General features: G+C 64.0%; 27 protein-coding genes and 1 pseudogene. 12 read left to right on the forward strand and 16 right to left on the reverse strand.

Going from position 1 to position 23,909, the window contains the following annotated elements:
• Positions 1 to 31 precede the first annotated feature (31 nt).
• Positions 32 to 598 (forward strand): ribonuclease HI, encoded by a 567-nt coding sequence (rnhA, locus tag DAAJ005_RS10520; RefSeq protein WP_151847078.1) that lies wholly within the window; start codon positions 32 to 34, stop codon positions 596 to 598.
• A 393-nt stretch (positions 599 to 991) separates the two neighbouring features.
• Here rnhA and DAAJ005_RS10525 read toward each other — a convergent pair whose 3' ends face one another.
• The 7 genes from DAAJ005_RS10525 to sufC all read right to left on the reverse strand — a co-directional run bounded on the left by DAAJ005_RS10525 (position 992) and on the right by sufC (position 7,241).
• On the reverse strand, positions 992 to 1,594 hold the full coding sequence (locus DAAJ005_RS10525; protein WP_151847079.1) for a TMEM175 family protein: 603 nt from the start codon (positions 1,592 to 1,594) through the stop codon (positions 992 to 994).
• Between the two features lie 190 nt (positions 1,595 to 1,784).
• A complete protein-coding gene (gene sufD, locus DAAJ005_RS10530) occupies positions 1,785 to 3,137 on the reverse strand; it encodes a Fe-S cluster assembly protein SufD (RefSeq protein WP_151847080.1) in 1,353 nt (450 codons plus the stop codon).
• Positions 3,134 to 3,538 (reverse strand): PIN domain-containing protein, encoded by a 405-nt coding sequence (locus DAAJ005_RS10535; RefSeq protein WP_151847081.1) that lies wholly within the window; start codon positions 3,536 to 3,538, stop codon positions 3,134 to 3,136. The genes sufD and DAAJ005_RS10535 overlap by 4 nt, the downstream gene beginning before the upstream one ends.
• 1 nt (position 3,539) lies before the next feature.
• On the reverse strand, positions 3,540 to 3,758 hold the full coding sequence (locus DAAJ005_RS10540) for a hypothetical protein (RefSeq protein ID WP_151847082.1): 219 nt from the start codon (positions 3,756 to 3,758) through the stop codon (positions 3,540 to 3,542).
• A 563-nt stretch (positions 3,759 to 4,321) separates the two neighbouring features.
• Positions 4,322 to 5,728, reverse strand: coding sequence for a Fe-S cluster assembly protein SufB (gene sufB, locus DAAJ005_RS10545; RefSeq protein ID WP_151847083.1), 1,407 nt, complete (start codon positions 5,726 to 5,728; stop codon positions 4,322 to 4,324).
• A gap of 20 nt (positions 5,729 to 5,748) precedes the next feature.
• Positions 5,749 to 6,456, reverse strand: coding sequence for a hypothetical protein (locus DAAJ005_RS10550; protein ID WP_151847084.1), 708 nt, complete (start codon positions 6,454 to 6,456; stop codon positions 5,749 to 5,751).
• 14 nt (positions 6,457 to 6,470) lie between these two features.
• Positions 6,471 to 7,241 (reverse strand): Fe-S cluster assembly ATPase SufC, encoded by a 771-nt coding sequence (gene sufC / locus DAAJ005_RS10555; RefSeq protein ID WP_151847085.1) that lies wholly within the window; start codon positions 7,239 to 7,241, stop codon positions 6,471 to 6,473.
• Between the two features lie 318 nt (positions 7,242 to 7,559).
• Between sufC and DAAJ005_RS10560 the strand changes: the two are divergent.
• The 6 genes and pseudogenes from DAAJ005_RS10560 to DAAJ005_RS10585 all read left to right on the forward strand — a co-directional run.
• A pseudogene (locus DAAJ005_RS10560) lies at positions 7,560 to 8,183 on the forward strand (MotA/TolQ/ExbB proton channel family protein); the annotation flags it as partial.
• Between the two features lie 296 nt (positions 8,184 to 8,479).
• The gene (locus tag DAAJ005_RS10565; protein WP_192930731.1) at positions 8,480 to 8,899 is read left to right on the forward strand and encodes a biopolymer transporter ExbD; all 420 of its coding nucleotides are present in this window, start codon (positions 8,480 to 8,482) and stop codon (positions 8,897 to 8,899) included.
• 1 nt (position 8,900) lies between these two features.
• Positions 8,901 to 11,045, forward strand: a complete 2,145-nt coding sequence (locus tag DAAJ005_RS10570; RefSeq protein ID WP_151847086.1) for a hypothetical protein — start codon at positions 8,901 to 8,903, stop codon at positions 11,043 to 11,045.
• A gap of 84 nt (positions 11,046 to 11,129) precedes the next feature.
• Complete coding sequence (locus tag DAAJ005_RS10575; protein ID WP_151847087.1) at positions 11,130 to 11,903, forward strand: hypothetical protein; 774 nt, start codon at positions 11,130 to 11,132, stop codon at positions 11,901 to 11,903.
• A gap of 94 nt (positions 11,904 to 11,997) precedes the next feature.
• Entirely contained in the window at positions 11,998 to 12,774 is a 777-nt protein-coding gene (locus DAAJ005_RS10580; RefSeq protein ID WP_151847088.1) for a type III pantothenate kinase, read from the forward strand.
• Positions 12,775 to 12,832: 58 nt separating this feature from the next.
• Positions 12,833 to 13,759, forward strand: a complete 927-nt coding sequence (locus DAAJ005_RS10585; protein ID WP_151847089.1) for a cobalamin-binding protein — start codon at positions 12,833 to 12,835, stop codon at positions 13,757 to 13,759.
• Between the two features lies 1 nt (position 13,760).
• Here DAAJ005_RS10585 and DAAJ005_RS10590 read toward each other — a convergent pair whose 3' ends face one another.
• Genes DAAJ005_RS10590 through DAAJ005_RS10600 form a run of 3 tightly spaced genes read right to left on the reverse strand, consistent with a single transcriptional unit; the run spans position 13,761 to position 15,940 of the window.
• On the reverse strand, positions 13,761 to 14,288 hold the full coding sequence (locus DAAJ005_RS10590; RefSeq protein ID WP_151847090.1) for an AAA family ATPase: 528 nt from the start codon (positions 14,286 to 14,288) through the stop codon (positions 13,761 to 13,763).
• Between the two features lie 3 nt (positions 14,289 to 14,291).
• Positions 14,292 to 15,290, reverse strand: coding sequence for an inorganic phosphate transporter (locus tag DAAJ005_RS10595; RefSeq protein WP_075834025.1), 999 nt, complete (start codon positions 15,288 to 15,290; stop codon positions 14,292 to 14,294).
• A gap of 11 nt (positions 15,291 to 15,301) precedes the next feature.
• A complete protein-coding gene (locus DAAJ005_RS10600) occupies positions 15,302 to 15,940 on the reverse strand; it encodes a DUF47 domain-containing protein (protein WP_151847091.1) in 639 nt (212 codons plus the stop codon).
• A gap of 185 nt (positions 15,941 to 16,125) precedes the next feature.
• Between DAAJ005_RS10600 and DAAJ005_RS10605 the strand changes: the two genes are divergently transcribed.
• Both DAAJ005_RS10605 and DAAJ005_RS10610 read left to right on the forward strand, forming a co-directional pair.
• Positions 16,126 to 16,410 (forward strand): DUF427 domain-containing protein, encoded by a 285-nt coding sequence (locus DAAJ005_RS10605; protein WP_151848510.1) that lies wholly within the window; start codon positions 16,126 to 16,128, stop codon positions 16,408 to 16,410.
• A 30-nt stretch (positions 16,411 to 16,440) separates the two neighbouring features.
• Complete coding sequence (locus tag DAAJ005_RS10610) at positions 16,441 to 17,511, forward strand: hypothetical protein (protein WP_151847092.1); 1,071 nt, start codon at positions 16,441 to 16,443, stop codon at positions 17,509 to 17,511.
• Positions 17,512 to 17,621: 110 nt separating this feature from the next.
• On the opposite strand, the gene DAAJ005_RS10615 is transcribed toward DAAJ005_RS10610, so the two are convergent.
• From DAAJ005_RS10615 to DAAJ005_RS10640, 6 genes are all read right to left on the reverse strand, one after another.
• Complete coding sequence (locus DAAJ005_RS10615) at positions 17,622 to 18,062, reverse strand: hypothetical protein (protein ID WP_151847093.1); 441 nt, start codon at positions 18,060 to 18,062, stop codon at positions 17,622 to 17,624.
• A gap of 104 nt (positions 18,063 to 18,166) precedes the next feature.
• Positions 18,167 to 19,054 carry a formyltetrahydrofolate deformylase gene (gene purU, locus DAAJ005_RS10620; protein WP_151847094.1) on the reverse strand — a complete coding sequence of 296 codons (888 nt, stop codon included), beginning with the start codon at positions 19,052 to 19,054 and terminating at the stop codon, positions 18,167 to 18,169.
• Positions 19,055 to 19,113: 59 nt separating this feature from the next.
• Positions 19,114 to 19,563 (reverse strand): hypothetical protein, encoded by a 450-nt coding sequence (locus DAAJ005_RS10625; RefSeq protein ID WP_151847095.1) that lies wholly within the window; start codon positions 19,561 to 19,563, stop codon positions 19,114 to 19,116.
• Between the two features lie 113 nt (positions 19,564 to 19,676).
• Complete coding sequence (locus DAAJ005_RS10630; RefSeq protein WP_151847096.1) at positions 19,677 to 20,522, reverse strand: phosphotransferase family protein; 846 nt, start codon at positions 20,520 to 20,522, stop codon at positions 19,677 to 19,679.
• Positions 20,506 to 21,147: a uridine kinase gene (locus DAAJ005_RS10635; protein ID WP_226342380.1), complete on the reverse strand. Its 642-nt coding sequence runs from the start codon at positions 21,145 to 21,147 to the stop codon at positions 20,506 to 20,508. The genes DAAJ005_RS10630 and DAAJ005_RS10635 overlap by 17 nt, the downstream gene beginning before the upstream one ends.
• A 26-nt stretch (positions 21,148 to 21,173) precedes the next feature.
• Complete coding sequence (locus DAAJ005_RS10640; protein ID WP_151847098.1) at positions 21,174 to 22,394, reverse strand: toxic anion resistance protein; 1,221 nt, start codon at positions 22,392 to 22,394, stop codon at positions 21,174 to 21,176.
• A 118-nt stretch (positions 22,395 to 22,512) separates the two neighbouring features.
• Between DAAJ005_RS10640 and DAAJ005_RS10645 the strand changes: the two genes are divergently transcribed.
• The 3 genes from DAAJ005_RS10645 to DAAJ005_RS10655 are packed head-to-tail and all read left to right on the forward strand — an operon-like array spanning position 22,513 to position 23,908.
• Positions 22,513 to 22,974 (forward strand): DMT family transporter, encoded by a 462-nt coding sequence (locus DAAJ005_RS10645; protein ID WP_151847099.1) that lies wholly within the window; start codon positions 22,513 to 22,515, stop codon positions 22,972 to 22,974.
• Positions 22,971 to 23,423, forward strand: a complete 453-nt coding sequence (locus DAAJ005_RS10650; RefSeq protein WP_151847100.1) for a DMT family transporter — start codon at positions 22,971 to 22,973, stop codon at positions 23,421 to 23,423. The genes DAAJ005_RS10645 and DAAJ005_RS10650 overlap by 4 nt, the downstream gene beginning before the upstream one ends.
• Positions 23,420 to 23,908: a MarR family winged helix-turn-helix transcriptional regulator gene (locus DAAJ005_RS10655; RefSeq protein ID WP_151847101.1), complete on the forward strand. Its 489-nt coding sequence runs from the start codon at positions 23,420 to 23,422 to the stop codon at positions 23,906 to 23,908. Before DAAJ005_RS10650 ends, DAAJ005_RS10655 begins: the two co-directional genes overlap by 4 nt.
• Position 23,909: the final 1 nt, after the last annotated feature.

Here is a 23,909-nt window from a genome sequence, read left to right on the forward strand (position 1 = left end):
GTACGCGGCCCCCCTGCCTACAGTTCCGTGGATGACGCGCCCCCGAACTTCCTACCCCAAAACTGCCGCCCGCAAAGCGCAGGACAAAGCGCGTGACCTGCTGCCCCTGAAAGCCGGAATCCAGCCCTCTGTGCCAATTGATGGCCCGATTGCTGGAAACGCCGTGGACCTGTTCAGCGACGGCGCATGCGACACGATGGCCGGGCATGGCGGCTGGGCCTGCATCCTCCGCACCGGAGAGCATGAGCTGGTGCTGAGCGGCAATGAGGCAGGCACCACCAACAACCGTATGGAACTGCGCGGTCTGCTGGAAGGACTGCAAAGCCTTAAACGGCCCTGCCAGATCCGCGTGATTACTGACAGTCAGTATTTGCGTAAGGCATTTACCGACGGCTGGATTCTGAACTGGCAGCGCAACGGCTGGAAAACGGCGAGCAAGGAACCCGTCAAGAATCAGGATTTGTGGGAGGCGCTGATTGGGCAGGCCAAGACCCACGCCCTGACCTTCATCTGGGTCAAGGGCCATACGGGACACGGCGAGAATGAGCGCGTGGACGAACTGGCCGTGCAGGAGCGCAAGAAACTCAGGGCGCAGTGAGGGTGCAGAGGTATCTCCGATTTCCCCCTCTGACCGGAGCCTCCGCGATTTTGAACCCGCTGCGACGGTAGAAGTCCACCGAAGCGTCGTCCGTTTCTGCCGTCAATTGCAACAGATTCAGATGCGCGGCGATAGCGTGGAGCAACTCGCACCCGTAGCCTCTGCCGCATGCATCCAAACGTGTACCGATGTGCAGGACTTCCGCCGTCCAGAAACTTGCAGGCCCGCCGCGCTGACGATTTGACCGCCAACTTCCCAGACAAAAAGCCGCCGCTCCGGGTCCGTCTGGTAAGCCTCCAATGTGCGCTCAATCCGGGCTGGATCGGGGAACATGGCGCGGCTCAGGAGGGCAGCAATTTCGGGGGTCAGGGGGGGGCGGGATGCAGCACGGAATTATTCTCCGATACCCTCAGCTTCAGCCAGCACGCGTTCAATGCGAGGGTCTGGAATCACCCAGCTCAGGCCCACGCACAGCAGCAAAATACCTGCCATATACGCCGCTGTCTGCCCCAGCAAGGGCAGAAGAATGGCGACGATATACACTACCGTGGACACCTTTTCCTTGGTGCCGCCCTTGACGGCCCGCGCCAGCAGGGTATTGCTGGTGTCGGCGCGAATCAATGACTGTTGCAGCAGAACATACGCCACGCCGCACATCACCAGATCAAAGGCGTACACGCTGATTGGGGTGGGCGCGAAGTGGCTTTCTCCCACCCAGGCGGTGAGCCACGGCAACAGCGAAAGCCAGAACAGCAGGTGCAGATTGCCCCACAGTGCCGCGCCGTTCACCCGCTTGACCGCCTGAAACATGTGGTGATGGTTGTTCCAGTAATTGCCGATATACAGAAAACTGACGACATACGCCAGAATCTTGGGCCAATCCTTGAACAGATCACCCAGTTCATGGCCTTCCGGCACAGCCAATTCCAGCACCATGATGGTGATGATGATGGCGAGAACGCCGTCTGAGAATGCTTCTATTCGGCCTTTATTCATATGCTTGCGGTTTCCGTCATGTGTCCATCTCCCTGAACGCGGCCCATCAGCTCCGAACTGACGGCCCATCTTCTTTCGCAGAATAGATCACAATGCAGAACGGCGGCATGACAGCGGAAGGCATGAAAAAAGCCAGCCCCGCTTGTGGGCTGACTCTGGAGAACTTGAGAATGTGGTGTAGAGCTGGAGCTTAAGCTGCGCCCACCTTCTCGGCGATGATGCCTTCAATATATTCAACAACGCTCTTGAGAGGCACACGCGTCAGCACGTCTTCCAGGAAGGCCGTGACCAGCATCTTCTCGGCCAGCTCCTGCCGGATGCCGCGTGAGCGCAGGAAGAACAGTTGCTGCTCGTCCACCGGCCCGGTGGTGCTGCCGTGGCTGCAACGCACATCGTTGGCGTTGATCTCCAGTTGCGGCACGCTGAAGTTGCGGGCCTCGCTGGACAGCATCAGGGTGCGGTGCTTCTGATACGCGTCGGTTTTCTGTGCGCCCAGATCCACCTTGATCATGCCGCTAAACACGCCCACGGCCTGATCGTCACCCACGCCCTTGTACAGCAGATCGCTGTAGCAGTTGGCGGCGGCGTGGTGCTGCAAAGTGTAGTGATCAAAGTGCTGGTCTTCATTGGCAAAGTACAGTGCCAGCATTTCGGAGTGCCCTCCCTGACCGAGCAGGTGGCTCTGCATCTCAGTACGGCTGAGGGTGCCGCCCATCGTGACCACAAGGCTGTTGAGGGTGGAATCCTTGCCCACCTGTCCGCGCTGGCGCTGGATGTGCGTGACGCCCTTTCCCCAGTTCTGGATGGACACGTAACGCAGTTGCGCGCCGTCCTTGACCACCAGTTCCACCGCGCCAATCGCGTAGGTACCGGGCAGCTCCTCGGAGTCCTGCTCGTCAATGAATGTCACCTTGGCGTTTTCCTCGGTTACCACCAGGGTGCGGGTGGCGGTGAAGGTTCCGGCCTCGCTCATCACGCGGAAAGACCCCAGCGGCAGGTCCACTTCCACGCCGCGCGGGACGTACACGAACGCGCCGTTGGTCCACAGGGCGGCGGCCAGCGCGGAAAACTTGCCCTCGCTGGGATCGGGGGACTTGCTGGGCGTGGTGCCAGGGGCGGCGATGGTGGTGTCGTCCGGCACTTCAGCCGGGACCACGCTGTAGAGGTACTGCTGCACCTTGTCGGCGTGCTGCTCCACCGCCGTCTTGAGGTCCGTGAAGATGACGCCCTTGGCAGTCAGTTCAGCGGGCAGTTCGGTGCGGTAGACCACATCCGGGCCGTCCAGCACCAGGAATGCGCCCACATCCGTTCCCTTCAGACGCTTCTGCACGCTTTCAGGCAGTTTGGAAATGTCGGACACGACTTCACGTTTGGGGTGCGGGTTCAGGTTGCCAAAGTCCACGTTGACCTGGGTGTATTTCCAGGCTTCCACGCCGCTGTGCGGCACTTCCAGGGTGTCGAAGAGGTCAAAGCTGGCCTTGCGCTTGGCGGTCAGCCACTCGGGGCCGGTGTGGGTGGAGAGGTGTTCGCTGAGTTGGGTCATTGTTCCTCCTGTCGCCAGTCCGCGAGGTGCAGACCGGGAATACGTTGAAAATGGTTGGTGTTGCGGGTGATGAGGGTGGCTCCGTGGCGCAACGCGGTGGCGGCAATCAGCAGATCAGCGTCGTCAATGAGCGTGCCTGCCCCTCTGAGTTGGTGGTGAAGCAGGGCGGCAATATCGGCGGCTTCGCGGTCAAAATCCAGAATGATATGACCAGACAGCAAGATGTCAAGGCGTTGCAGACGGCGGGCGTGTTCCGGCTTGAGCAGACTGCGGCGGGCCTCATAACAAACAGTGGCAGGTACAGTGACCACATCGTTCGTTAGTGCCGCCTGATACTGGCGAACGGCCTGCGGCTCCAGCTTTTGCAGCGCGATCAGGATATTGGTATCCAGAGCCAGCACTTTAGGTATCATCCTCAGCAGGGGCGGTACGCCACGGACGGCGCTTCGTTCCCTCATCCCACGCTGCCTGCTCCTCTGGCGTCCAGTCTTCGGCAAAAGCTTGAAGGGCTGCCATCTGCCGGGCGACATACTCCTGCCGCTCAATGACTTTAACGACTTCCTCAAAGGCAGAGTCGCTCAGTGTCTCAAGTTTGGCTTTTGCTTCTTCCCGCGTCGTCACCTTGCCTCCTTCCGATCTTGCCTGCCCTTATTGCTGACCCCATGCATGTGCTTTGGCTGGGGAAATCCCTCAGTCTGCTTCGCAGCCAGCTCCCCTCAAAAGGGAGCCAGGAAGCGCAGAAGACTGTGCCACCCAGCAGTCACCTTGCCTCCCTTCTAAGGGGAGGTGGCCCGAAGGGCCGGAGGGGTTTCCTACGCCTAAGCTTCCAGCCCTCGCAGACAGATGCCAAGATTGCTCGTGAACGAGAGAGATCAGGAAGCTATCAATCTAAGCTGAGACTGCGGCCATGAGTGCGAATCACGTATTCAGCCGAAACATTATGGCTGGGCAAAGGCATCCGGCACTTGACACATTGCCCTTTGTTTTCACTTAAATGAGTGCCGAAGCGTTTTGCGTCAGCGATATCAAAATCTGTTCACCGCCGCAAAAGCCGTATCCAATCAATTTTAGACGGAGACTTCCGCAGTTCTGCCGCAAGAGAGGTTCGCTCATCCGAAGTTAAAACTGGAATAACGACGTAGCCTCTACATTCTGGACAATCAACCCTGGAAGTCTCCACTGAATCAGCCGACCGAGCCTTCCATTTCCAGCTCAATCAGGCGGTTCAGTTCCACCGCGTACTCCAGCGGCAGTTCCTTGGCAATCGGCTCGATAAAGCCGCGCACGATCAGTCCGGCGGCCTGGTCCTTGCTCAGCCCACGGCTTTGCAGGTACAGGATCTGCTCGTCGTTGATCTTAGACACGGTGGCTTCGTGGCCCACGCGGGCAGTCTTTTCCTCGACCTCAATGTAAGGGTAGGTGTCGGTGCGGGCTTCCTCGTCCAGTAGCAGGGCGTCGCATTCCACGTTGGTCTTGGCGTACTTGGCACCCTCGTAGATCTTGACCAGACCCCGGTAGCTGCTGCGACCCGAATCCTTACTGATCGACTTGGAGACAATCGAACCGCTGGTGTAGGGGGCAAAGTGAACGATCTTGCCGCCCGCGTCCTGGTGCTGCCCGCGCCCGGCCATCGCAATGGACAGGATTTCGCCGCGTGCGCCGTCTTCCAGCAGGTAGCAGGCGGGGTACTTCATGGTCACCTTGCTGCCCAGGTTGCCGTCCACCCACTCCATCACGCCGTTGCCGTACACGGCGGCGCGCTGGGTGACCAGGTTGTAGACGTTGTGGCTCCAGTTCTGGATGGTGCTGTAGCGGAAGCGTGCGCCTTCCTTGACCACGATCTCGATCACGCCGGAGTGGAAGGAGTCGGAGCTGTACGACGGGGCGGTGCAGCCCTCGATGTAGTGGGCCTGCGCGCCCTCATCAATGATGATCAGCGTGCGCTCGAACTGGCCGCTGCTCTCGGCGTTGATGCGGAAGTACGTCTGGAGGGGGATATCCACCTTGACGCCCTTGGGGACGTACACGAAGCTGCCACCGCTCCAGACCGCGCTGTTGATGGCCGCAAACTTGTTGTCCTCGGGGGGGATGATGGTGGCAAAGTGTTCACGGAACAACTCCGGGTACTCCTTGAGGCCGTCCTCGATGCTCAGGAAGACGACGCCCAGCTTTTCCCACTCTTCTTTGAGGTTGTGGTACACCATTTCGGATTCGTACTGCGCGCCCACACCGGCCAGCGCGGCGCGTTCGGCTTCGGGGATGCCCAGGCGCTCAAAGGTGTTCTTCACGTCTTCCGGCACGTCGTCCCAGGAGCGGGTGTTGAAGCCCTCGGGCTTGATGTAGTAGTAAATCTCGTCCAGATTCAGGCCGGACAGGTCCGCGCCCCATTCGGGCATAGGCTTGCTGTTAAAAATGTCCAGCGCCTTGAGGCGGAAATCGAGCATCCACTGCGGCTCGTCCTTGGCCTTGGAGATCATCTCGACGACGTCGCGCCTCAGCCCTTTGGGGGCCTTGATGGCGTAGCTCTCGGGGTTGCTCCAGCCGTACTCGTAAGTGTTGTTGATGTCATTGACTTCGGGATTAATGGTCATGTTGACTCCTTGAAGATGGACTACTTGAGTTTTTTAAGCACTGATTCAAAGTGATTGAAAACACTGGCAGCCGCAGTGGGCGAGGACTCGTCGTAATCAATACTAATAACTTTGCCTAATGGCACAGTCGTTAGAACTGCTTTTGGAACTTTTCCGAGATCCCGCACTTCAGCCAGCCAGTTCCAGCCTCTCTGCAAGCTCACATCCACTCTCATTTCTGAGTAGACTGATTTATCGGACTCTGTGGTACTGCATTTAACCTTACCAATGATTCTCAGTGGTTTATCACTGTACATCATGGTCAGATTCACCAGATCGTCTTTTGAGCCTTGATCCGTCGTATTCACCACAGCAGACGGACCGAATTCAATAAATCCGTCTTTTGTTCTGGCACGGAGAATGGAATCAAAGCGGCCATATCTCAGATCGATCTGAGCGGCAGAAAATGTCAATTTGCCGCTCACTGGTTTGCAGCCGAGGGTAAAATACTCTTCAGCCGGAAGGAAGTCATACTCGTAGTTTGGGACGGGATCGCCAAGTAAGACAGTGAACTTGCCGTCTGCACCCACGGTGTTGAAAGACAGGCCAACATGCGGAACGTCGGTGATGACCTGCACTGGGCCACGATTCCAACCCTTGAGCTGAAGGGTGACGCTGGGTGCTGCCGAGGCGAAGGCCGCGAGGTTCAGGACGGAAAGCACAAGGAAAACCTTGTTCCGCTTCAACACTCGCGTTCTTCTGCTCACGCCGTTGCCAGTTCCTTGACCCAGTCGTAGCCCTGTGCGTCAAGCTTCTTGGCCAGTTCGGGGCCGCCGCTCTGCACCACTTTGCCGTCCACAATGATATGGACCTTATCCGGCACGATGTAATCCAGCAGGCGCTGGTAGTGAGTGATGATCAGGCCACCGAGGTTCTCGCCGCGCATGGAGTTGACGCCATTGGCAACCACCTTCAGAGCGTCCACGTCCAGACCCGAATCGGTCTCGTCCATGATGATGTAGGTAGGTTCCAGCATCAGCATTTGCAGAATCTCGTTGCGCTTCTTCTCGCCGCCGCTAAAGCCCGCGTTCAGATAGCGCTCGACGATGCTCTCGTCCCAGTCCAGGGTCTTGAGGGCCGCCAGCAACTTGCCGTAGAACTCGGTGAACGATACTTCCTCACCCTCTTCCTTGCGGGCCTGCATAGCAAGGCGCAGGAAGTTGGCAATGGTGACGCCGGGAATCTCGACGGGGTACTGGAAGGCCAGGAACAGGCCCATGCGGGCGCGTTCGTCGGGTTCCATTTCCAGGATGCTCACGCCGTCGACCAGAATGTCGCCCTCGGTGACGGTGTATTCGGGATCGCCCACCATGACTTTGGCCAGGGTGCTTTTGCCGTTGCCGTTCGGCCCCATCACGGCGTGCAGCTCGCCGCGCGGGATGATCAGGTCAATCCCCTTCAGGATGGGCAGATCGCCCACGGAGGCGTGCAGGTTACGGATCTCGATCTGATACGGCTGTTCGGTCTGGGTCATACTTGGCTCCTTGTCAGAACGTTCTCTTGGCTGGCGGACCCGTATGCAGAAAAGCTGGTGGTCCGCTTCTTGAGAATGATTCCTACTTACCATGCCATTTTAGCCGCTTGGGCCATTAAAGTCGAGTGCATTGGTGTGGATTGATGGACGGTGAGGATGAGCAGTGAGGCGAGTGTCCATCTCAGCGAGACCCACTGCCTCTGCTGGGCGGAAAGTGCCTCTGGGTAGCCCCCCACTCCGCTTACTCCCCTGAGCGGGTAAGACAATTCACCCCTGTTTTCATGCTTGTCACGCGCCCGCGTGCTACCCGTGTAGACAATGAATGTCCTTGATCTCATCCGCGCCGCTGGCCCACTGCTGTGGGTTCTGATTGCCCTGTCCTTATACGTCGTGTACCTGAGCGTGGCGCGGGCACAGGCCTTGTCCCGGCTGGGGCGCAATGCCGACGCGTTAATCGAGCGGGCGCGGGCCATCACGGCGGAAAGTGGCCCGGCGGCGGCGCTGGCCGAGGTGGACCGGGCCGGACAGTCCTCGCCGGCCATCAACGTGCTGCGGGCCGGGCTGGGCCGCGCAGACCGGGGGGTAGACGCCGCCGGAGCCGCCATGCAGTCCGCCCTACTGGCCGAGGACACGCGGCTGTACGCGGGTCTGAGTGCGCTGGGCACCGCCGCGCAGATCGCGCCATTGCTGGGGCTGCTGGGGACGGTGATCGGCATGGTGCGCTCGTTCCTGGTGTTCAGCTCCACTGCCGCGCCCACGCCCGCGCAACTGGCCACCGGCATCAGCGAGGCGCTGGTGAACACGGCGGGTGGTCTGATCGTGGCGATCATCGCCTATGTGGCCCGCAACGCCCTGAAGGCCCGCGCAGACCGCATCGCCGTGGCCGCCGAACGGGTGCGCGAGGACCTGCCCGGCTGGCTGGCCCGTCCCGAGAGCCGCCCACGCCCCGAGCGCCAGACAGCCAGAGAACAGAATTACACAGAGCAGAATTACGCCGAACAGGACTACCGAGATCAAAACTACAGGGATCAGGGCTATGGAAATCAGGGCCAGCGGGGCCAGGAACGCGGCGCACAATCACAGAGCGGGCCCGTTCCGGTGCTGGCCTTCAACTTCGACGAGGCCCGTGACAATGCAGGAACCATCAGCAGCGGGCCGAACAACACTGGCATCTTCCGCACCACGACGCCTGCCAAAACCGCCCCGGCCCCGCGCGGCGACGGCGAGGGCAGAAACCGATGACCCGAGCCCCTACCCGCCGCCGGATGCGCGACAGCGGCGACGGCGTGACCTTCGACTTCGCGCCGATGGTGGACGTGGTGCTGCTGCTGCTGATCTTCTTCTTTTTGACCAGCAGCCTGGGCGCACGCCAGAACGCGCTGCCACTGGACCTACCGCGCGCCAGCACCACCGTGCAGGAAACGCCCGCCCTGCCCATCGTGAGCGTGGACCGCGCCGGAAAGCTATTTCTGAATGGGCAGGCCACCACCCTGACCAAATTGAGTGGGCAGCTCAAGCCGCTGCTGGCAACCTCGGGCGGCGTGGTGGGCCTGCGTGCAGACGAACGCGGCAGTTACGGCACGGTGGTCCGCGTGATGGACGTGATCAAGAAGGCAGGCGGCGAACGTCTGGCGCTGGGAACGAGGCCCAGCCAGTGAGATGACCACCTTCCCGCCCACTCCCGGCCCGCAGCCAGCCCCCGAGGGACGCGAGCGCTTTCGCGCGCTGGCCGCCACCATCGGCTTGCATGTGGTGGTCTTCTCCGGCCTGCTGCTGCTGCGTCCCGCCGCGCCGGACCCACTCCAGGCCACCCCGGACCCGCTGCGGACGCCGCTGGAAGTGGTCACGCTGGCCCCCGCGCCGGAGCCTTTGCCTGTGCAGACCACTGCGCCGTTGACACCGAAACCCGCCCTCCCGAAACCAGTACCGCCCCGGCCCGTCACCGCCCGGCCCGCCACACCGCCGAAGCCGACGCCTACTCCGGCCAGACCAGCCCCTAGGCCCGCAGCAGTGCCCACGCCGGAGCCTGAGGTCAAGGCGACGCCAGCACCCACACCGCAACCTGTCCCTGCTCCCACCCCAACGCCCGCTGCCCAGCCCAGGCCGCAGCCCTCGCCGCCCTCCGCCCAGGTCAAAGCGCCCTCACCTGCGCCGACGCCCAAGCCCGCCGAAGCGCCCGCCGCGACGCCCAGGCCCACGCAACCGGCAGCGGCTCCGGTGGCCCAGACTCCAGCACAGACGTCCGCGCCAGTCCAACCCACACCCGCTGAACCTACACCCGTGACCCAACCGACATCCGCGACGCCTGCCCCGGCGCGAACGGCGGCCACTACGCCCGCAACGCCCTCGCCGCAGCCCGCGCCCGAGATCGCCCCGGAGCGGGTCACGACGCCGCAGGTGGGCAGCGTGGAACCCCAGCCACGCACAGCAGCCCCGGAGACGCCCGCCGAACCCGTGCGGGCCGTTCCTGCCGCGCCAGCCCCGCAACCGGAAGCTGTGACCGCCCTGCCCCGCCGCGAGGACACCGCCCAGGCTGCACCCACTGCCACCACTCCCGCCGCCAGCGCCCCCGCCAGAGAGCAGGCCAGCACTCCAGAAAGCGTGACCACGGCGCGTCCAGACGCCCAGACTCCAGCCACATCCACCCCCATAGAGGCCGCGCCAGCCTCCAGCCGCAGCGCCAGCAACGAGCCGGCGGCGGCCATTCCGGCCCGCCCGCAGGCCAGCAGTCCTGCCCAGGCCACTGCGCCCACGGCCCCCGTGACCGCCCGCGAGACGCCCATTCCGGTGGCCCCCAGCGCCGAAGCAGGACGGGCAGGCAGCGCGGCGAACACTTCAGGTGCCGACACGTCTGCCCCGGTGGCCGCGCGGCCCAGCCGAACCCCTATTCCGGCAGCTCCTGCCACGCAGACCGAGGCGGGACGGGGGGCCACAGCCCCGAATGCACAGGGCAGCGCTCCCGTTGCCGCCACGCCCGCCCGTACTCCGGCAGCGGCAGGCCCTGCGCCTGCCGCACAAGCCAGCGGCAGCGGCGCGGCAGGCAGCACTGCGGCCAGTAATCCGGCCAGTGCCCGCCCCGCCGAGGGCAGCGGCACTGGAACCACCAGCGCGTCCGGCAGCCCTGCCGAAGCGCCCTCACGGGGAACGGCAGGCAGCGATGGAGCCACCCCCGGCGCACCCGCCGCAGCCCGCGAGTCGGCGACGGGCACAGGCAGCGGCACAGGGGGCAGCCCTGACACCGGCACCCCTGCCAGCGGACGCGGCGCAGGCACAGGTCAGCCCGGCTCCGGTCAGGCAGGCAGCGCCCAGGGCGGGTCAGGCACGGCTCCGGCGGCCTCACGCGCGGGGGCGGCAGGGGGAAGTGCGGGCCTTCCCGCAGGCGGCGCGGGCGAGGACGGAGGCGTCACGGCCCGCGCAGGTGGTGGGGGCGGCGGCACCGGGGGCAGCGAGGACCGCCTGCTGAACTGCACAGTGGTGGTGGATGTGCGCGGTTTTCCCACGTTCCAGCGCGCCCAGTCCAGCTTCGTGTTCGCGCAGGGCGGAGGCCAGCTCTGGCCCGACGCGGCCCTGATCCAGGGGGTCAGCAGCCAACTGGTGCAGGAGGGCAGCCTCCAGACCTACATCACCAGCGAGGGCCAGATCGGCGACTTTAAGAACGTCACCCGCGTCAAGGCGCAGGCAGTGCAGGCCACCAAATTTGCCCCCAGCAGCAATTACATCACCGACGCCGTGCTGTCCGCTGCCGCCGCCGCCCAGTTCCGTTCGGCGGGAAAGGCGTGCCGGGTGGTGTACTTCAAGGATTGAAGACCACAGCAAAAGACACTTTCCCCACCCTGAACGCCAGAAATCAGTTTCCCGTCAACCACAAGTCTCTAAATGGAGTGCAGTATGCGTAAACCCACCCAATTGATGGCCCTCTTGACCCTCGTCCCCCTGCTGTCCGGCCCAGCGCTGGCCTGGGTGCCGCAACTGGATGAAACCGTCGCCAAGAACGTGATCGACGGCGCGTATGGCCGCCGCGCCCTGGTTCCCACCTTTCTGACGGTGGACCTGGGTGTCAAGGACGGTCAGTTCGTCGCCGGGCCACAGGCCGTGACGGCCTTCGCAGGCGGAGCGGCGTGCGTGGACGGCTGGCTGGCTGCGCCCACCGACTACTCGGCTGGCAGCCGTCCCGCCGCGCTGACCATCAGCGGACAGGCCGATCAACTGTTCTTCCAGGCCCAGGACGCCCGCGATTCCTTCAAGAACCTGAGCGCCGCGGACGCACTGACCGGGGACTACGCCAGCAAGAGGCTCGACAACGGAGAACTGCGGGTGGACATCAACGTGCGTGGCCTGCCCACTGAACAGGCCCGCAACGCCTATCTGGTTCGCATGAAGGGCAAGGACGGCAAGCTGGTGGCCCCGGTCCGCTCCACCTACGTCAACGACTTCAAGCCGGTGGACGCTGGCCAGCCTGCCCCCGCACCCGCGACGACCGCTACCGCCACCACTACCCCTGCGACAACCGCCACAGGCCCGTATCAGGGCACGCTGGTCTACTACTTTGAACCCCTCAAGGCCGGACTGGCGGCGGGGGCCAAGATGGACCTGCTGATCAAGACCGAGGCCGACAGCGACTGCGCCTACAGCGTGGTGGTGGACCTGAGCAAGTTCCAGTAGAACGCAACCCGATCTCTGCGCCTCCTCCCCAGCCGGGGGGAGGTTTTGCTTTTGATGGCCGCCATTGACCCCAGCACCCTCTACACTCCCAGGTGTGCCAACCTTTCCCCTTCTGGCCGTGGACATCGGCAACACCAGCACCGTGCTGGGCCTCGCCGACGAGACGAGAACCCTGACCCACACCTGGCGCGTGCGGACCAACCGCGACGCCCTGCCCGACGATCTGGCGCTGCAACTGCACGGTCTGTTCTCGGTGGCCGGGGCGCAGGTGCCGCGCTCGGCGATCCTCAGCAGCGTGGCCCCCCCGGTGGGCGAAAATTACGCGCTGGCCCTGGAGCGGCATTACGGCGTGCAGGCGTTCAGTATCTCGGCCCTGAACCTGCCCGACGTGACGGTGGAACTGGACACCCCCGACGCAGTGGGCGCAGACCGCCTGTGCAACCTGTTCGGCGCAGAGAAGTACATGGACGGTCACGAATATGCCGTGGTGGTGGACTTCGGCACCAGCACCAACTTCGATGTGATCGGGCGGGGGCGGCGTTTTATCGGCGGCATTCTGGCAACGGGGGCGCAGGTCAGCGCCGACGCCCTGTTCGCCCGCGCCGCCAAACTGCCGCGCATTACGCTGGAAGCCCCGGCCAGCGCCATCGGCAAGAATACCGTCCACGCCCTGCAATCCGGTCTGGTCTTCGGCTACGCAGAGATGGTGGACGGCCTGCTGCGCCGGATTCGCGCCGAACTCCCGGCCCCCGCCGTCGCCATCGCCACCGGGGGCTTTGCCCGCACCGTGGAAGGCATCTGCCGCGAGATCGAGTATTACGACGACACCCTGACCCTGCGCGGTCTGGTGGAGGTGTGGGCGAGCCGCTGAGGCTGTCTTCGGGGTGGGTACGCGCCATCCGATACGAATTTCGCATTACCCTGACCCCATGACCCACGCCCTCGACACTGCCCCGGACCGCATCATCAGCCTGCTGCCCAGCGCCACCGACCTGCTGTTCGATCTGGGACTGGGTGAACGGCTGGCCGGGGTCAGCCACTCGTGTGACCATCCGGGGGCGGCAGGACTGCCCGTGCTGACGCGCTCTATCGTGGATTCCAGCGCGTCTCAGGCAGAAATTGACCGCGCCGTGAGCGAGGCCATGCGCGCGGGGCTGGCCCTGTACAGCGTGGATGGCGAATTGCTGGACGCCATCCAGCCCGGTCTGGTGGTCACGCAGGGCGTCTGCGAGGTCTGCGCGGTCACGCCGGGGACGATTGAGGCGGCGGTGCGTTACCTCCCTGGTTGCCTGCCTGCCGCCAACGTCCTGAGTCTGGAGGGCCGCAGCGTGGCCGGGATTCTGGACGATTTACGGGCTTTGGCGAAAGCTGCCGGGGTGGCGAACCTCGGAGAAAAACTGGCGGCCAACGCTCGGACCCGCTGGGACGCCATCCAGCCCGTCCAGACTGCGCCCCGCGTGATGACGCTGGAGTGGGTGGACCCCCCCTTCTACGGCGGCCACTGGGTTCCCGAACAGGTGGAGCGGGCGGGCGGCGTCAACGTGCTGGGCGCGGCGGGAACGGACAGCGGACGTGCTAGTTGGGAAGAAATCGCCGCCCTTGACCCCGACGTGATCGTGGTGATGTGTTGTGGCTACGGCCTGGAGAAGAACGCAGAATTTGCCCGCGAACTGCTGGCGAAAACCGAATTGCAGGCGGTGCGCGACGGGCAACTGTGGGCCGTGGACGCCAACGCCCATTTCTCCCGCCCGGCGCTGGGCGTGGTGCGCGGCGCGGAAGTGTTGGCCGAACTGCTGCGCGGGCGCGAATATGTGGGCGAGAGCGTAAGACTGCTCAGCCAGCCAACCTCGGCCTGACCTACGCAAGCGCCTGAGCGTGGGCATCGGATACGCCCGTGTCCAACCGCAGCAACGGCGCGTGAAGCTCCAGTGGTTCCCAGTTGGCGTTCTCGGGCAGTTTGTCGTGGACGCCAGAATGGTCAATAAAGGGACGCAGTTGCGACTCTACCCGCACCGCATGACGGCGTTTCAACTCGGTCATGTCGGCAAAGCAGTGGATTTGCAGTATCTGAGCGTGGTGCTTCTCGGCAAGTGGGATAACGTTCTGCTCGCTCATCCCCGGGTAAAAATGGGTTTCCAGAATCAGGCTCTGCCGCGCCGTCAGGATGGCCTCGGCAGCCCGGAGCATCACGAAATAACCCGCCTTGCCCATTTCACTGTGACGAGCGAGGCGCTCCTCTTCGGGCAACAGGTCCAGCAGGACTTGCTTGTAATCGTCCTTGGAGATGACTGGCAGGGCAAGCTCACGACCCAGAAACGCCGCCAGAGTTGTTTTCCCGGCGGCGGGCAGGCCCGTGATAACGATCAGAACAGGAGCCGTTTTCAACCCCTAGACCCCAATCGCCAGGATGATCTTGTGGATGACCCAGCCCAGCGCGATGCACGTCGGGATGGTGAATACCCACGCGCTGACGATTTTCCCAGCCACCTGCCACTTAACCTTCTTAAAGCCCTTGGTGGTCCCCACGCCCATGATCGCGGTGCTGATGGTGTGCGTAGTGCTGACCGGAATGCCTAGGCGGCTGGCCGTTTCAATGATCAGCGCCGCACTTGTCTCGGCCACGAAGCCGTCCACGGGTTTGAGGTCCACCACCTTGAAGCCCATCGTCTTGATAATGCGCCAGCCGCCAATAGCCGTGCCCATGCCCATCGCGGTGGCCGCCGCCAGGATGACCCACAGCGGCACGGTCTGCATCTGCGTCCCGAAATACGCGCTGAGGGCGAAGGTGATGATGCCCATCGTCTTCTGGGCGTCGTTGCCGCCGTGCGAGAAGGCCATGAAAGCGGCGCTGAGAATCTGTGCCCAGCGGAAGGTGCGCGTGACCGTGCGCGGCCTCATCCACCTCAGCACCAGCCAGGACAGCAGGAACATCAACAGAATGGGGATCATGAAGCCCAGCACCGGACTGGTCAGCAGCCCGGTCAGGGTTTTTTGCACGCCTTTCGGGATGATGATGCCCCAGCCCCCAGCAGCCACGCCCGCGCCCACCAGACTGAAGATCAGCGCGTGACTGGAGCTGCTGGGCAGGCCCTTCCACCATGTAAACAGGTTCCAGCCGATGGCGCTCAGCAGCGCTGCGCCCACCAGTTCCAGCGTGGCGTACTGCTGCGAAACGATGTCCTCGCTGACCGTTTTGGCCACCGCCGTCCCCGTGAGTGCGCCCACCACGTTCATCACGGCGGACATGGCAATCGCCTGCGCGGGCGTCAGGACCCGCGTGGCGACGGAGGTGGCGATGGCGTTGGCGGTGTCGTGAAAGCCGTTGATGAAGTCGAAGATCAGCGCCAGCGCGACGATGATGATCAGGCCGATAAGTGCAGGTTCCACAGGCAGCGGCTCTAAGCGTTCTTCAGGAGAATGCTCTCCACCGTCTTGGCCACGCGCTGCGCCTGATCGCTGGCATTCTCGATCAGGTTCACGATCTCGCCGCTCCGCATGGCCAGGATCATGCCCGGCACGTCGGTCACGCCGTCATACAGCACGCGCTGCACCTCGTCGCTGATGTCGTCTCCCTGATCTTCCAGGGTGTAGATCTGCTCGGCAATTTTGGCCAGTTCGCCCACCTTGTTAGTGTCCTCAATCAGCGGCATGCCCTGAGCCAGCAGCGCGCACTGGGCCTCCACCACGCGGGCCAGCGCGGCCATCTGCGGCAGCGGCGTCTGGATACGGTACAGGCTGAGCTTGACCGCCGCGTCTTCCATATCGTCCACCAGATCGTCCAGATCCTCGTTCAGGGCGATGATGTCCTCGCGGTCAAAGGGCACGATGAACGACTCGGCCAGCAGGTTGGTCACCTCGCGGGATAAGCGGTCTCCGACGTGTTCCAGATCACGCACGCGCTGCACCTTGGCCTCCACGTCGCTGTAGTTTTCCAGCAGGTCCACGAGCGCCTGGGCGGTGGCGTGGGCATTGCGGGCGGCCTCGGCGAAGCGGGCACTGAACTTGGGGTTGCTGGGCATGAATTTGGATAGAACCATGACAAATCCTCCGTATTGTCCTCCGTTATGTCATGGAATTGTCAGGCGCGGAAAACAGAGCGTGGTGGACGGCCAGATTTACCGCCTGCCCAGCTCCAATCACCGTGCTGGCAGGTGCGGACCGGATTGAGCACAGATGAATGCAGAGCAACAGTGTCACCCCGCCCGCCGCCGTACCCTGGGGCATGAAAGCCACCTGGAACGGAACCGTTATCGCGCAGTCGGACAACACAGTCGTCGTGGAGGGCAACCACTACTTCCCCGCAGACAGCGTGAAGGCGGACTACCTGCGCCCCAGCGACACCCACTCAGCCTGCCCGTGGAAGGGCACGGCCAGCTACCACACGCTGGAAGTAGACGGCAAGCGCAACCCCGACGCCGCGTGGTACTACCCCCAGCCCAAGGACGCCGCCACGGAGATCAAGGACCGCGTGGCCTTCTGGAAGGGCGTGGAAATCACGGCAGACTGATACGGGTGCCGGGCATGACACCATAAGGGCATGACCCAGCCCCCTCCCAGCTTTCCAGAGCTGCCTATCACCGCCGCCGAACTCGCTGCGGCCCGCGCCGGGGTCACCGTCAGAGGCGGGCGCATCATGGGCACGCTGGGGATTCTGGCCGCCCTCTCGGCGCTGGGCGGTCTGCTGGGCGTCTGGGCACTGTGGTGGAGTTTCGGGGAATTGCCACGCTGGCTGGCCTCGCTGAATGAACTGAGCGACGGCGATCTGCCCCAACTGAATGCCGCCGATCTGGTCCCCTCCTGGGCGCTGCCTTCCCTGCTGGGCCTGGGCCTGCTGGCGACGGCCCTTTACGTGTGGGCCATCCTGGTGGCCCGGCAGACGGTGGGTGCGGTACGTAACCAGACGCTGCATCCCGGCCCGGACCACACTGGGGCACTGGAGCGCAGCGTTCGCACGGTGCGGCCCTGGATCCTGCTGGGACAGATCGCACCGATCTTGCAGCTTCTGATCCCGCTGCTGGCAGTGCTCATGAGCCTCGGCCTGATCCGCCAAATCGATCCACAAACCTTTCAGGGCATCGGTTTCGGCCCGGCAGAGATCGGGGCCATCGTGCTGGGCGTGGTGGTTCAGAGCCTGCCCACCATCATCATTACCTGGCTGATCCTGGCGGCCATCCGGCGCTGGCTGGACGCCGTGGTGGCCCGCGCCCACGCCCCTGTGCCAGTGCGTCCCGCCGCGCGGGGGGTGGACGCCTGGCTGCTGTTCACGCTGGCGCTGCTGATACTGGGGCTGGCGGCCTTGCTGCTGGGCGGTCTGCCTCTGCTGGCGATCTCCGCGTTCGTGGGCGGCACACCGCTGAACGACCCGGATCTGGCCGCTCTGGGCATCACGCCCGCCGCCCTGCGTGGTGTCCTGCTCCTCAGCGCAACGGCCATGCTGCTGAGCGCATTCATCTACCTCGTGCTGGCCCTACTGATGGGCTGGTCACGCGGTTTCGCCGCCAGTGTCGCCACCGTACTGGACGCGGGCTTGCCCGGCAGACCGGCAACACCGCTTGCCGATCCCTGGAGTGGTCCGGTGCAGACCGCGCAAGGCCGGGAGCCTTATTGAACACACATGGGCGGCAGGGAGCAACACCATGAGGTGTTCAGCCGTAGCAGAACGCGACACAGCGGACAGGCCGCCTTAACTTTCCAGTGCGGCCTGCCATCTCCAAGAATCTACAGATTGAAGAAACGCAGCAGCGGCCTCCACCACGGAATCCCGGCCAGCGCCGCTACCAGACTCAGCACGGTCCAGAGGGTCATGGCGCGGAATTTGGCCGGGTGGGTGGCCGCGCGCTTGCTCAGGGCCGAAGCCAGAGTGGCGAAGACGGCGGCCAGCACCCCCAGGCCCAGGTGTTCCCACTGGAAGCTGGGCCGCGCCCCCGCGAACACCTGAATGTTCTGCGCGCCCAGCAGGCCGAACAGCAGCAGTCCCAGCACCAGTTGCAGACTGACGGTGCCCACGAACGCCACCACCGGGCGGCGGTCCGCCGCGACGAAGGCCCGCCCGGAACGGAGGCCCGAGAAACCACGGAACAGCGCCCACACCCCGGCCAGCAGAACCAGCCAGCGGTTGATGTTATGCAGCGTGAGCAGAATGACGTACAGGGTTGCCATGCGCTCAGCCTACGGGGCGGCGGTGGGCCGGGTCAAAGGCAAAGGGTTAAGCGTGCGGGAAAGACGCCTGAGAAGGAGCGTGTCTTCCCTGTCCTGCATAGGTTTCAGAACACCACCGTCTTGTTGCCGTGGACCAGTACACGGTCTTCGACATGGGCCTTGACGGCGCGGGCCAGCACCTGCCGCTCCACATCGCGGCCCAGACGCATCAGGGTATCGGGGGTTTCGCGGTGCGTGACGGGAATCACGTCCTGCGCGATGATCGGCCCGGCGTCCAGTTCCTCGGTGACATAGTGGCTGGTTGCGCCGATCAGCTTGACGCCCCGGTTAAATGCCGCACGGTAAGGGTTCGCACCGATGAAGGCCGGCAGGAAACTGTGGTGGATATTGATCACAGGCCGCCCAAACCCACGCAGAAAATCCCCCGATAGAATCTGCATATAGCGGGCCAGCACGACGAACTCGGCGTCGGCCTCGCGAAGCAGGCGGACCTGTTCGGCCTCGGCCTCGGCCTTGTTCTCCTTGCCCACCGGAACGACGTGAAAGGGAATGTCGAACATCTCGGCGTCGCGGCGCAGGTCCTCGTGGTTGCTGATAATCAGCGGGATGGTCACGTTCAGTTCGCCCCGGCGTTTGCGCCATAGCAGGTCCAGAAAACAGTGGTCATAGCGGCTGACCAGAATCGCCATGCGCTTCGGCTCGGCGCGGTAGGCCAGCTTCCACTCCATCTGAAAGGGCTGGGCCACCACACTGACAAAAGCCCGCTCGAAGCCGTCGCGGGACAGATCCAGCCCATCCAGGTAAAATTCCATCCGCATGAAAAACGTGCCGCCCGCCGGATCGGTGCTGTGCTGATCGCTGTGGATGATATTTGCGCCGTGGTTGTGCAGAAACTGCGACACCGAGGCCACAATGCCCCCACGGTCCGGGCAGGTGATGGTCAGTGTCGCAGTGTTCAGGGGATCGGGGACAGAGGCGGGAGCAGCGGTCATGGAGTGCAGGATACGGGAGAGGTGCGCCATCCAGCCCTCACCTTTTAGCTGTGGGGCGGTTAGCTCAGGCCGCCGCGTGCGTACAGGCCGCCAATGATAAAAGTCATCAGCACGAAGGCCAGCGAGGCCACCGTCAGGCCCAGCGCCTTGAGAGAGCTGTCGCGCGCGTCGCGCTTAGGGAGCCAGTAGTACAGCATGACCAGTCCCAGCGCACCCAGACCGCCCAGGTAATGCACGTACTTCTGCACGGTGCCCAACCCCTGATCCAACAATTTGATACCGATCAGCGCCTGAACCATCAACGCAATCTGAAAGGCGATCAGGGCCGCGTTCTGCCAGCCGCCCAGCGAGGGGCTGCGAGGTGAATCCATACCGCCCGAAGTCTCGCCATCTGAGGTCTTGAGGGTGGCGAGGCCACGCCAGTTTAGAAGCACGGTGACGATGGCCGCCAGTACGACGATGCCGCCGATGGCGTTATGGAGGGCAGGCTGAATGATGATCTCGTCCATGATTTTGAACTCCTTGAAAGGTAGAAGAACAATTACTTACCGGTAGGTAAGCTTGAGAGCCAGCCTATCCGCTTTCAGCAATGCCGTCAAGGGATCTCAATCCGGCTAAACATTCATTCCAGACGATTCAGACAGCTCCGCGCAAAGGCGACAGACTCGGCCAGGCGTTGCGGGCGGCCCTGTTCGGCGGCGCGGCCCGCGCGGTGAAAGGCCAGCAACAGGCCGAACAGCGCTGCATTCTGGTCACAGGACTCAGAAGCGGCTCCAACCACAAGTTCCGCCGCGTTCCAGCCGTGGAAATAAGCCACGCTGGCAACGTCCCAGGCGGGCGGACCGATGGCCGCATCCCCGAAGTCCAGCAGCGCCGCGAGTCGCCCCCCCTGCCAGAGAAACTGCCCGGCGTGCAGATCGGTGTGACACAGTGCAGAAGGGGTTTCGGCCACCTGCCACAGCTCCGGCTCCAGCGCAGCCAGTGGGAAGGCGAGGTCCGGCACGTGATGGATCAGCGGCTGGGCGGACAGCCTGCCTCCATTGAGCGGCCACGCTTTCAGGCGGGTGCAGAGGCCATCTGCCGGAGTGGAAGCGATGCCGTGCAAAGCTCCACTCCGGTCCTCCAGCAATCCAAATCCAGCGTGAGGCAGGGTGTGCAACGCGCCCAACGCCCGCCCCAGATCGGCCCAGCCTTCGCGGGACGGTCCCGCATCATCTCCAGCCACAAAACTTTCCAGACTGAAAACCCGCCCGGTGGGCAGCAAGCCGACTTCCAGCACTTCGGGCACAGGCACGCCAGCGGCAGACAGCGCCCGCATGACACCCGCCTGCGAAGAGAGCCGCGCCTCTGGACCGTGCGCCACCCGCAGCACCCGCTTGCCATCCGTGTGGACCTCGCAAGTCGCCCCAGCCGCCAGCAACCGCGCCGTGGGACCAAGGATGGACCGCGCTTCAGCTTCTGGCTGCATCGGGGACGATGAATGGGGCCTTCAGATCGGTGTTGTCCACCACCACACCCACCCACTTTTCCGGGTTAGCTTCGCGGAAATACAATTCATTTCCGCCGATATACCGCCGATTGCTTTCCGCTGCCGGATCGGGCGAGCCAAAGCCGGGGCCGCGTGCCGCGCCGCGTGGAACGGACACGCCAAAATCCACCCGTAGAAAAACGGAGTCGTCCCATACGCCGCGTAACTCCGGGCGGTGCAGGAACAGGCCGTCCACGATCAGGATGCTACCGGGCCGGGCGGTCATTTCTGGTTGAGACACAGACTGGTCCGCGTCCGCGTCAAAAATCGCCGTCCTGTAGCCCAGGGAGCCGTCCGGCCCCAGCGGGTCCAGCAGCGCCTTCCTCATTCCGGCGTAATCGTAGGAGTCGCAGTAAAAGCCCTCGGGTGAATCCCGGCCCAGGCGATGACGCACGGCACGGGGGTTGTGAAAGCCGTCCACGCTGGCGCGGATGACCTCGCGGCCCACACTGCTGAGGCTGGCGGCCAGTTCGTCTGCAAATATCGTCTTACCCGCGCCGTCCACCCCATCCACGGCAACCCGCAGGACGGGATGGGCAGGCTGGGCATCGAGCCTCGCGGCCAACGTCCTCAGCACCGTCTGACGGGCGTTCAGAGCTTCAGCTCACCGTCTCTGGACACGTTCAGGTCCTGGGCCACCTCGCGGGCCACGCCCTGGCGTTCGCGGTCCAGGTAGGTCTGGGCCTGGGCCACCTCCTTGTCCAGCACCTGCATGGTCTCGCTGAAACGCTCCAGCGCTTGCTGGCGGTAGGCGCTGATGGCGTCCAATGCGCCGTACACGTCCCGGAAGGCCCCCTGGATGATCTGCGGGTCCACTGTGGCGCTCCCGGCCTGCCGCTGAATCTCAGTGGATTGCTGCTTCAGGAGGCTGGCGGTGCTGCCGATCATCTTGCCCGTCGTGTCGTTGATGGCCGTGATCTGCCCGAGAACTGCCCCCTGCGTCCCCAGCGCCTGCGAGACCATCAGCGCAGTTTTGAGGGCGCTGACGGTGGTGGTGGTGGCCCGGTCCACGCCCTTGATCAGCTCCAGATTGTTGCGCCGCACCAGATCGAGGGCAAGGTAGCCCTGAATGCTGACCGCCAACTGGGTCAGCAGATCGGTGACGCGCTGGCGCACCGCGAACAGCAGTTCCTCGCTGACCATGCGGGCCTTCTCGGGGTCCGTCGTCGCCAGTTCGGCCAGCCGCTCGGTCAGGGCCATATCCACCGCCTTGCCGACGTGGGCATACTGCCGGAGCTTTTGCATCGTCTCCCACAGGTGCAGTTTCTCGGTTTCGATGGTGGCGTTGTCGCGCCTCAGTTCGTCCTGGCCCCGATACAGCGATTCCAGGATGCCGTTCAGGTGCGACTGGGCGCTCTGATACTTGTCCATCGCGTTCTGCACCTTCTTGGCCCCCGGCAGGATGCCGAACAGGCGGCGCGGCGTGGGAGCGCGGCTGGGGTCCAGGTCTTCCACGGTGCGCCGCAGTTCGGTCAGGCCGTTGAGGATGTCACTGCCCTCGGCCAGTGCGCCGCTGCGGGTGGCGCGCAGGGGGCGGTCCAGCATGCGGTTGCTGGTCTGCGCCGCCGCGCGCTGTTCGGGCAGGCCCAGATCATGCACGGCGTCCAGCTTGCGCTTGAATTCCGGGCTGTGCGCCCTGGAATTCAGCACGTCCAGAGCGAAAGCGCGGGCCATACCATCCAGGCGGGTGCGGTCCTCGTTGGACAGTGGCACCATTTCAGGGGCGTCCACCGGGGCCACGTTCTTGACGGCCTCCGGCGCGCTCAGGGAAGTCTCGGGCGGGGTCAGCGGGCCGGGTTTGCCATCGGTCATGCTCCCTATTACGCACCAAGACGGTGAGGGGTTGCATCCGGCAAAAGGCGTAAGAGGTTAGGGCAAACTCAAATAGACTCTTTAACCAGAAAATAGTTTACCAGTGTAATATCTAAATATGATCGCCGAATCCAGACGCGCCCCCTTCCTTCTCCTGGCGGTGGCTGCCGGAACCCTGTTGCCCATGCAGTTCGCCGTGAACAGTGCACTGGCGGGCGAACTGCATTCGGTGACGTTGACGGCGGGCCTCTCTTATCTGGTGGGCGCGGTGGCGCTGGGCATCGTGCTGGCGCTGATGCGGGTGCGGCCCAACTGGACGGCGGCGGCGACTGCTCCGCGCTGGGTGTGGCTGGGCGGCGTGGTGGGCAGCGCCTACGTGGTAGGCAGCGTGGTCCTCACCCGGCTGCTGGGCGCGGCTCTGGCCACCACGTTCGTGATTGCCGCGCAGGTGCTGACCGCGCTGGCGCTGGATCATTTTGGCGCGCTGGGGCTGCCACGCAGACGAATGAACCGCACGCGCACGCTGGCCGTGCTGCTGGTGCTGGCGGCGCTGGCGTTGCGACTATGGGGGCTGAAATGAGTCTGGTGGCCCTGCTGGCAACCATCGGCGCGGGCATCGGCCTGTCGGCGGGGCTGGCCTTTAACCTGCGGCTGGCAGCGGTCCTGGGTTCGCCGCTGATCGCCACGTTTGTTACGTTCTGGGTGGGTGCGGCGCTGCTGATCTCGCTGTGGGCGCTGGGACTGGACGGCGCACGGCCTGACACCTGGCCCGCACTGTGGACGCTGGTTGGCGGCCTGCTGGGCGTTACCTACGTCACCCTGAGCCTGATCACGGGCGCGCGGCTGGGGGCCGGGGCCAGCACGGTGGCGGTCACGCTGGGGCAGGTTGTGGGGGCCGCAATCATCACGGGCCTGGGCTGGCTGGGACAGACCACGCAGCCCCCCACCCTGGCCGGAATTCTGAGCGCGGCGCTGCTGCTGGGCGCGGTGGGCTTGCTTGCCGCTGACCGGGGGCGGAAGCAGGAATGAAAGACACTCCTACCGCCGAACTTCTGGAACGCATCGAACGCGACTGGCACACGGCGCGGCCCGATCTGGACCCGCAGCCGATGCTGACGGTGATCGCGGTGCAGCGCACCTCTGGACTGCTCCAGACTGAGCTGGAGGCATTTTTTGCCCAGCACAGCCTCACACCGTCCGCCTTTGATGTGCTGGCCACGCTGCGCCGTTCCGCCCCGCCCGAAGGCTTGACGCTGGGAGAACTGGCCGCGCTGATGGCGATCACGCCGCCCGCTGTGACCAAACGAGTGGACGTTTTGACGGAGCGGGAACTCGTGGAACGGCTGCCCCACCCTTCAGACCGCCGCGCCATTCGCGCCCGCCTGACCGCGACGGGATTTGAGCTGGTGGACGGTCTCCTGACTGCCCATCTTGAAAACGAGGAACGGCTGCTGGCTGACCTGAGTGGCGATGAGAGACGGACCCTCAGAATGCTGCTGGGGCGGATTCGCTGAG

This window comes from Deinococcus sp. AJ005, from assembly GCF_009017495.1.
GTDB lineage: Bacteria > Deinococcota > Deinococci > Deinococcales > Deinococcaceae > Deinococcus.

What these genes read in the sequence shown, in the direction of transcription:
- rnhA (WP_151847078.1), top strand. Translation starts at nt 32, where the DNA reads ATGACGCGCCCCCGAACTTCCTACCCCAAAACTGCCGCCCGCAAAGCG.
- DAAJ005_RS10525 (WP_151847079.1), bottom strand. Translation starts at nt 1,594, where the DNA reads ATGAATAAAGGCCGAATAGAAGCATTCTCAGACGGCGTTCTCGCCATC.
- sufD (WP_151847080.1), bottom strand. Translation starts at nt 3,137, where the DNA reads ATGACCCAACTCAGCGAACACCTCTCCACCCACACCGGCCCCGAGTGG.
- sufB (WP_151847083.1), bottom strand. Translation starts at nt 5,728, where the DNA reads ATGACCATTAATCCCGAAGTCAATGACATCAACAACACTTACGAGTAC.
- sufC (WP_151847085.1), bottom strand. Translation starts at nt 7,241, where the DNA reads ATGACCCAGACCGAACAGCCGTATCAGATCGAGATCCGTAACCTGCAC.
- DAAJ005_RS10565 (WP_192930731.1), top strand. Translation starts at nt 8,480, where the DNA reads ATGACCCGAGCCCCTACCCGCCGCCGGATGCGCGACAGCGGCGACGGC.
- DAAJ005_RS10570 (WP_151847086.1), top strand. Translation starts at nt 8,901, where the DNA reads ATGACCACCTTCCCGCCCACTCCCGGCCCGCAGCCAGCCCCCGAGGGA.
- DAAJ005_RS10575 (WP_151847087.1), top strand. Translation starts at nt 11,130, where the DNA reads ATGCGTAAACCCACCCAATTGATGGCCCTCTTGACCCTCGTCCCCCTG.
- DAAJ005_RS10585 (WP_151847089.1), top strand. Translation starts at nt 12,833, where the DNA reads ATGACCCACGCCCTCGACACTGCCCCGGACCGCATCATCAGCCTGCTG.
- DAAJ005_RS10600 (WP_151847091.1), bottom strand. Translation starts at nt 15,940, where the DNA reads ATGGTTCTATCCAAATTCATGCCCAGCAACCCCAAGTTCAGTGCCCGC.
- DAAJ005_RS10605 (WP_151848510.1), top strand. Translation starts at nt 16,126, where the DNA reads ATGAAAGCCACCTGGAACGGAACCGTTATCGCGCAGTCGGACAACACA.
- DAAJ005_RS10610 (WP_151847092.1), top strand. Translation starts at nt 16,441, where the DNA reads ATGACCCAGCCCCCTCCCAGCTTTCCAGAGCTGCCTATCACCGCCGCC.
- DAAJ005_RS10615 (WP_151847093.1), bottom strand. Translation starts at nt 18,062, where the DNA reads ATGGCAACCCTGTACGTCATTCTGCTCACGCTGCATAACATCAACCGC.
- purU (WP_151847094.1), bottom strand. Translation starts at nt 19,054, where the DNA reads ATGACCGCTGCTCCCGCCTCTGTCCCCGATCCCCTGAACACTGCGACA.
- DAAJ005_RS10625 (WP_151847095.1), bottom strand. Translation starts at nt 19,563, where the DNA reads ATGGACGAGATCATCATTCAGCCTGCCCTCCATAACGCCATCGGCGGC.
- DAAJ005_RS10630 (WP_151847096.1), bottom strand. Translation starts at nt 20,522, where the DNA reads ATGCAGCCAGAAGCTGAAGCGCGGTCCATCCTTGGTCCCACGGCGCGG.
- DAAJ005_RS10640 (WP_151847098.1), bottom strand. Translation starts at nt 22,394, where the DNA reads ATGACCGATGGCAAACCCGGCCCGCTGACCCCGCCCGAGACTTCCCTG.
- DAAJ005_RS10645 (WP_151847099.1), top strand. Translation starts at nt 22,513, where the DNA reads ATGATCGCCGAATCCAGACGCGCCCCCTTCCTTCTCCTGGCGGTGGCT.
- DAAJ005_RS10650 (WP_151847100.1), top strand. Translation starts at nt 22,971, where the DNA reads ATGAGTCTGGTGGCCCTGCTGGCAACCATCGGCGCGGGCATCGGCCTG.
- DAAJ005_RS10655 (WP_151847101.1), top strand. Translation starts at nt 23,420, where the DNA reads ATGAAAGACACTCCTACCGCCGAACTTCTGGAACGCATCGAACGCGAC.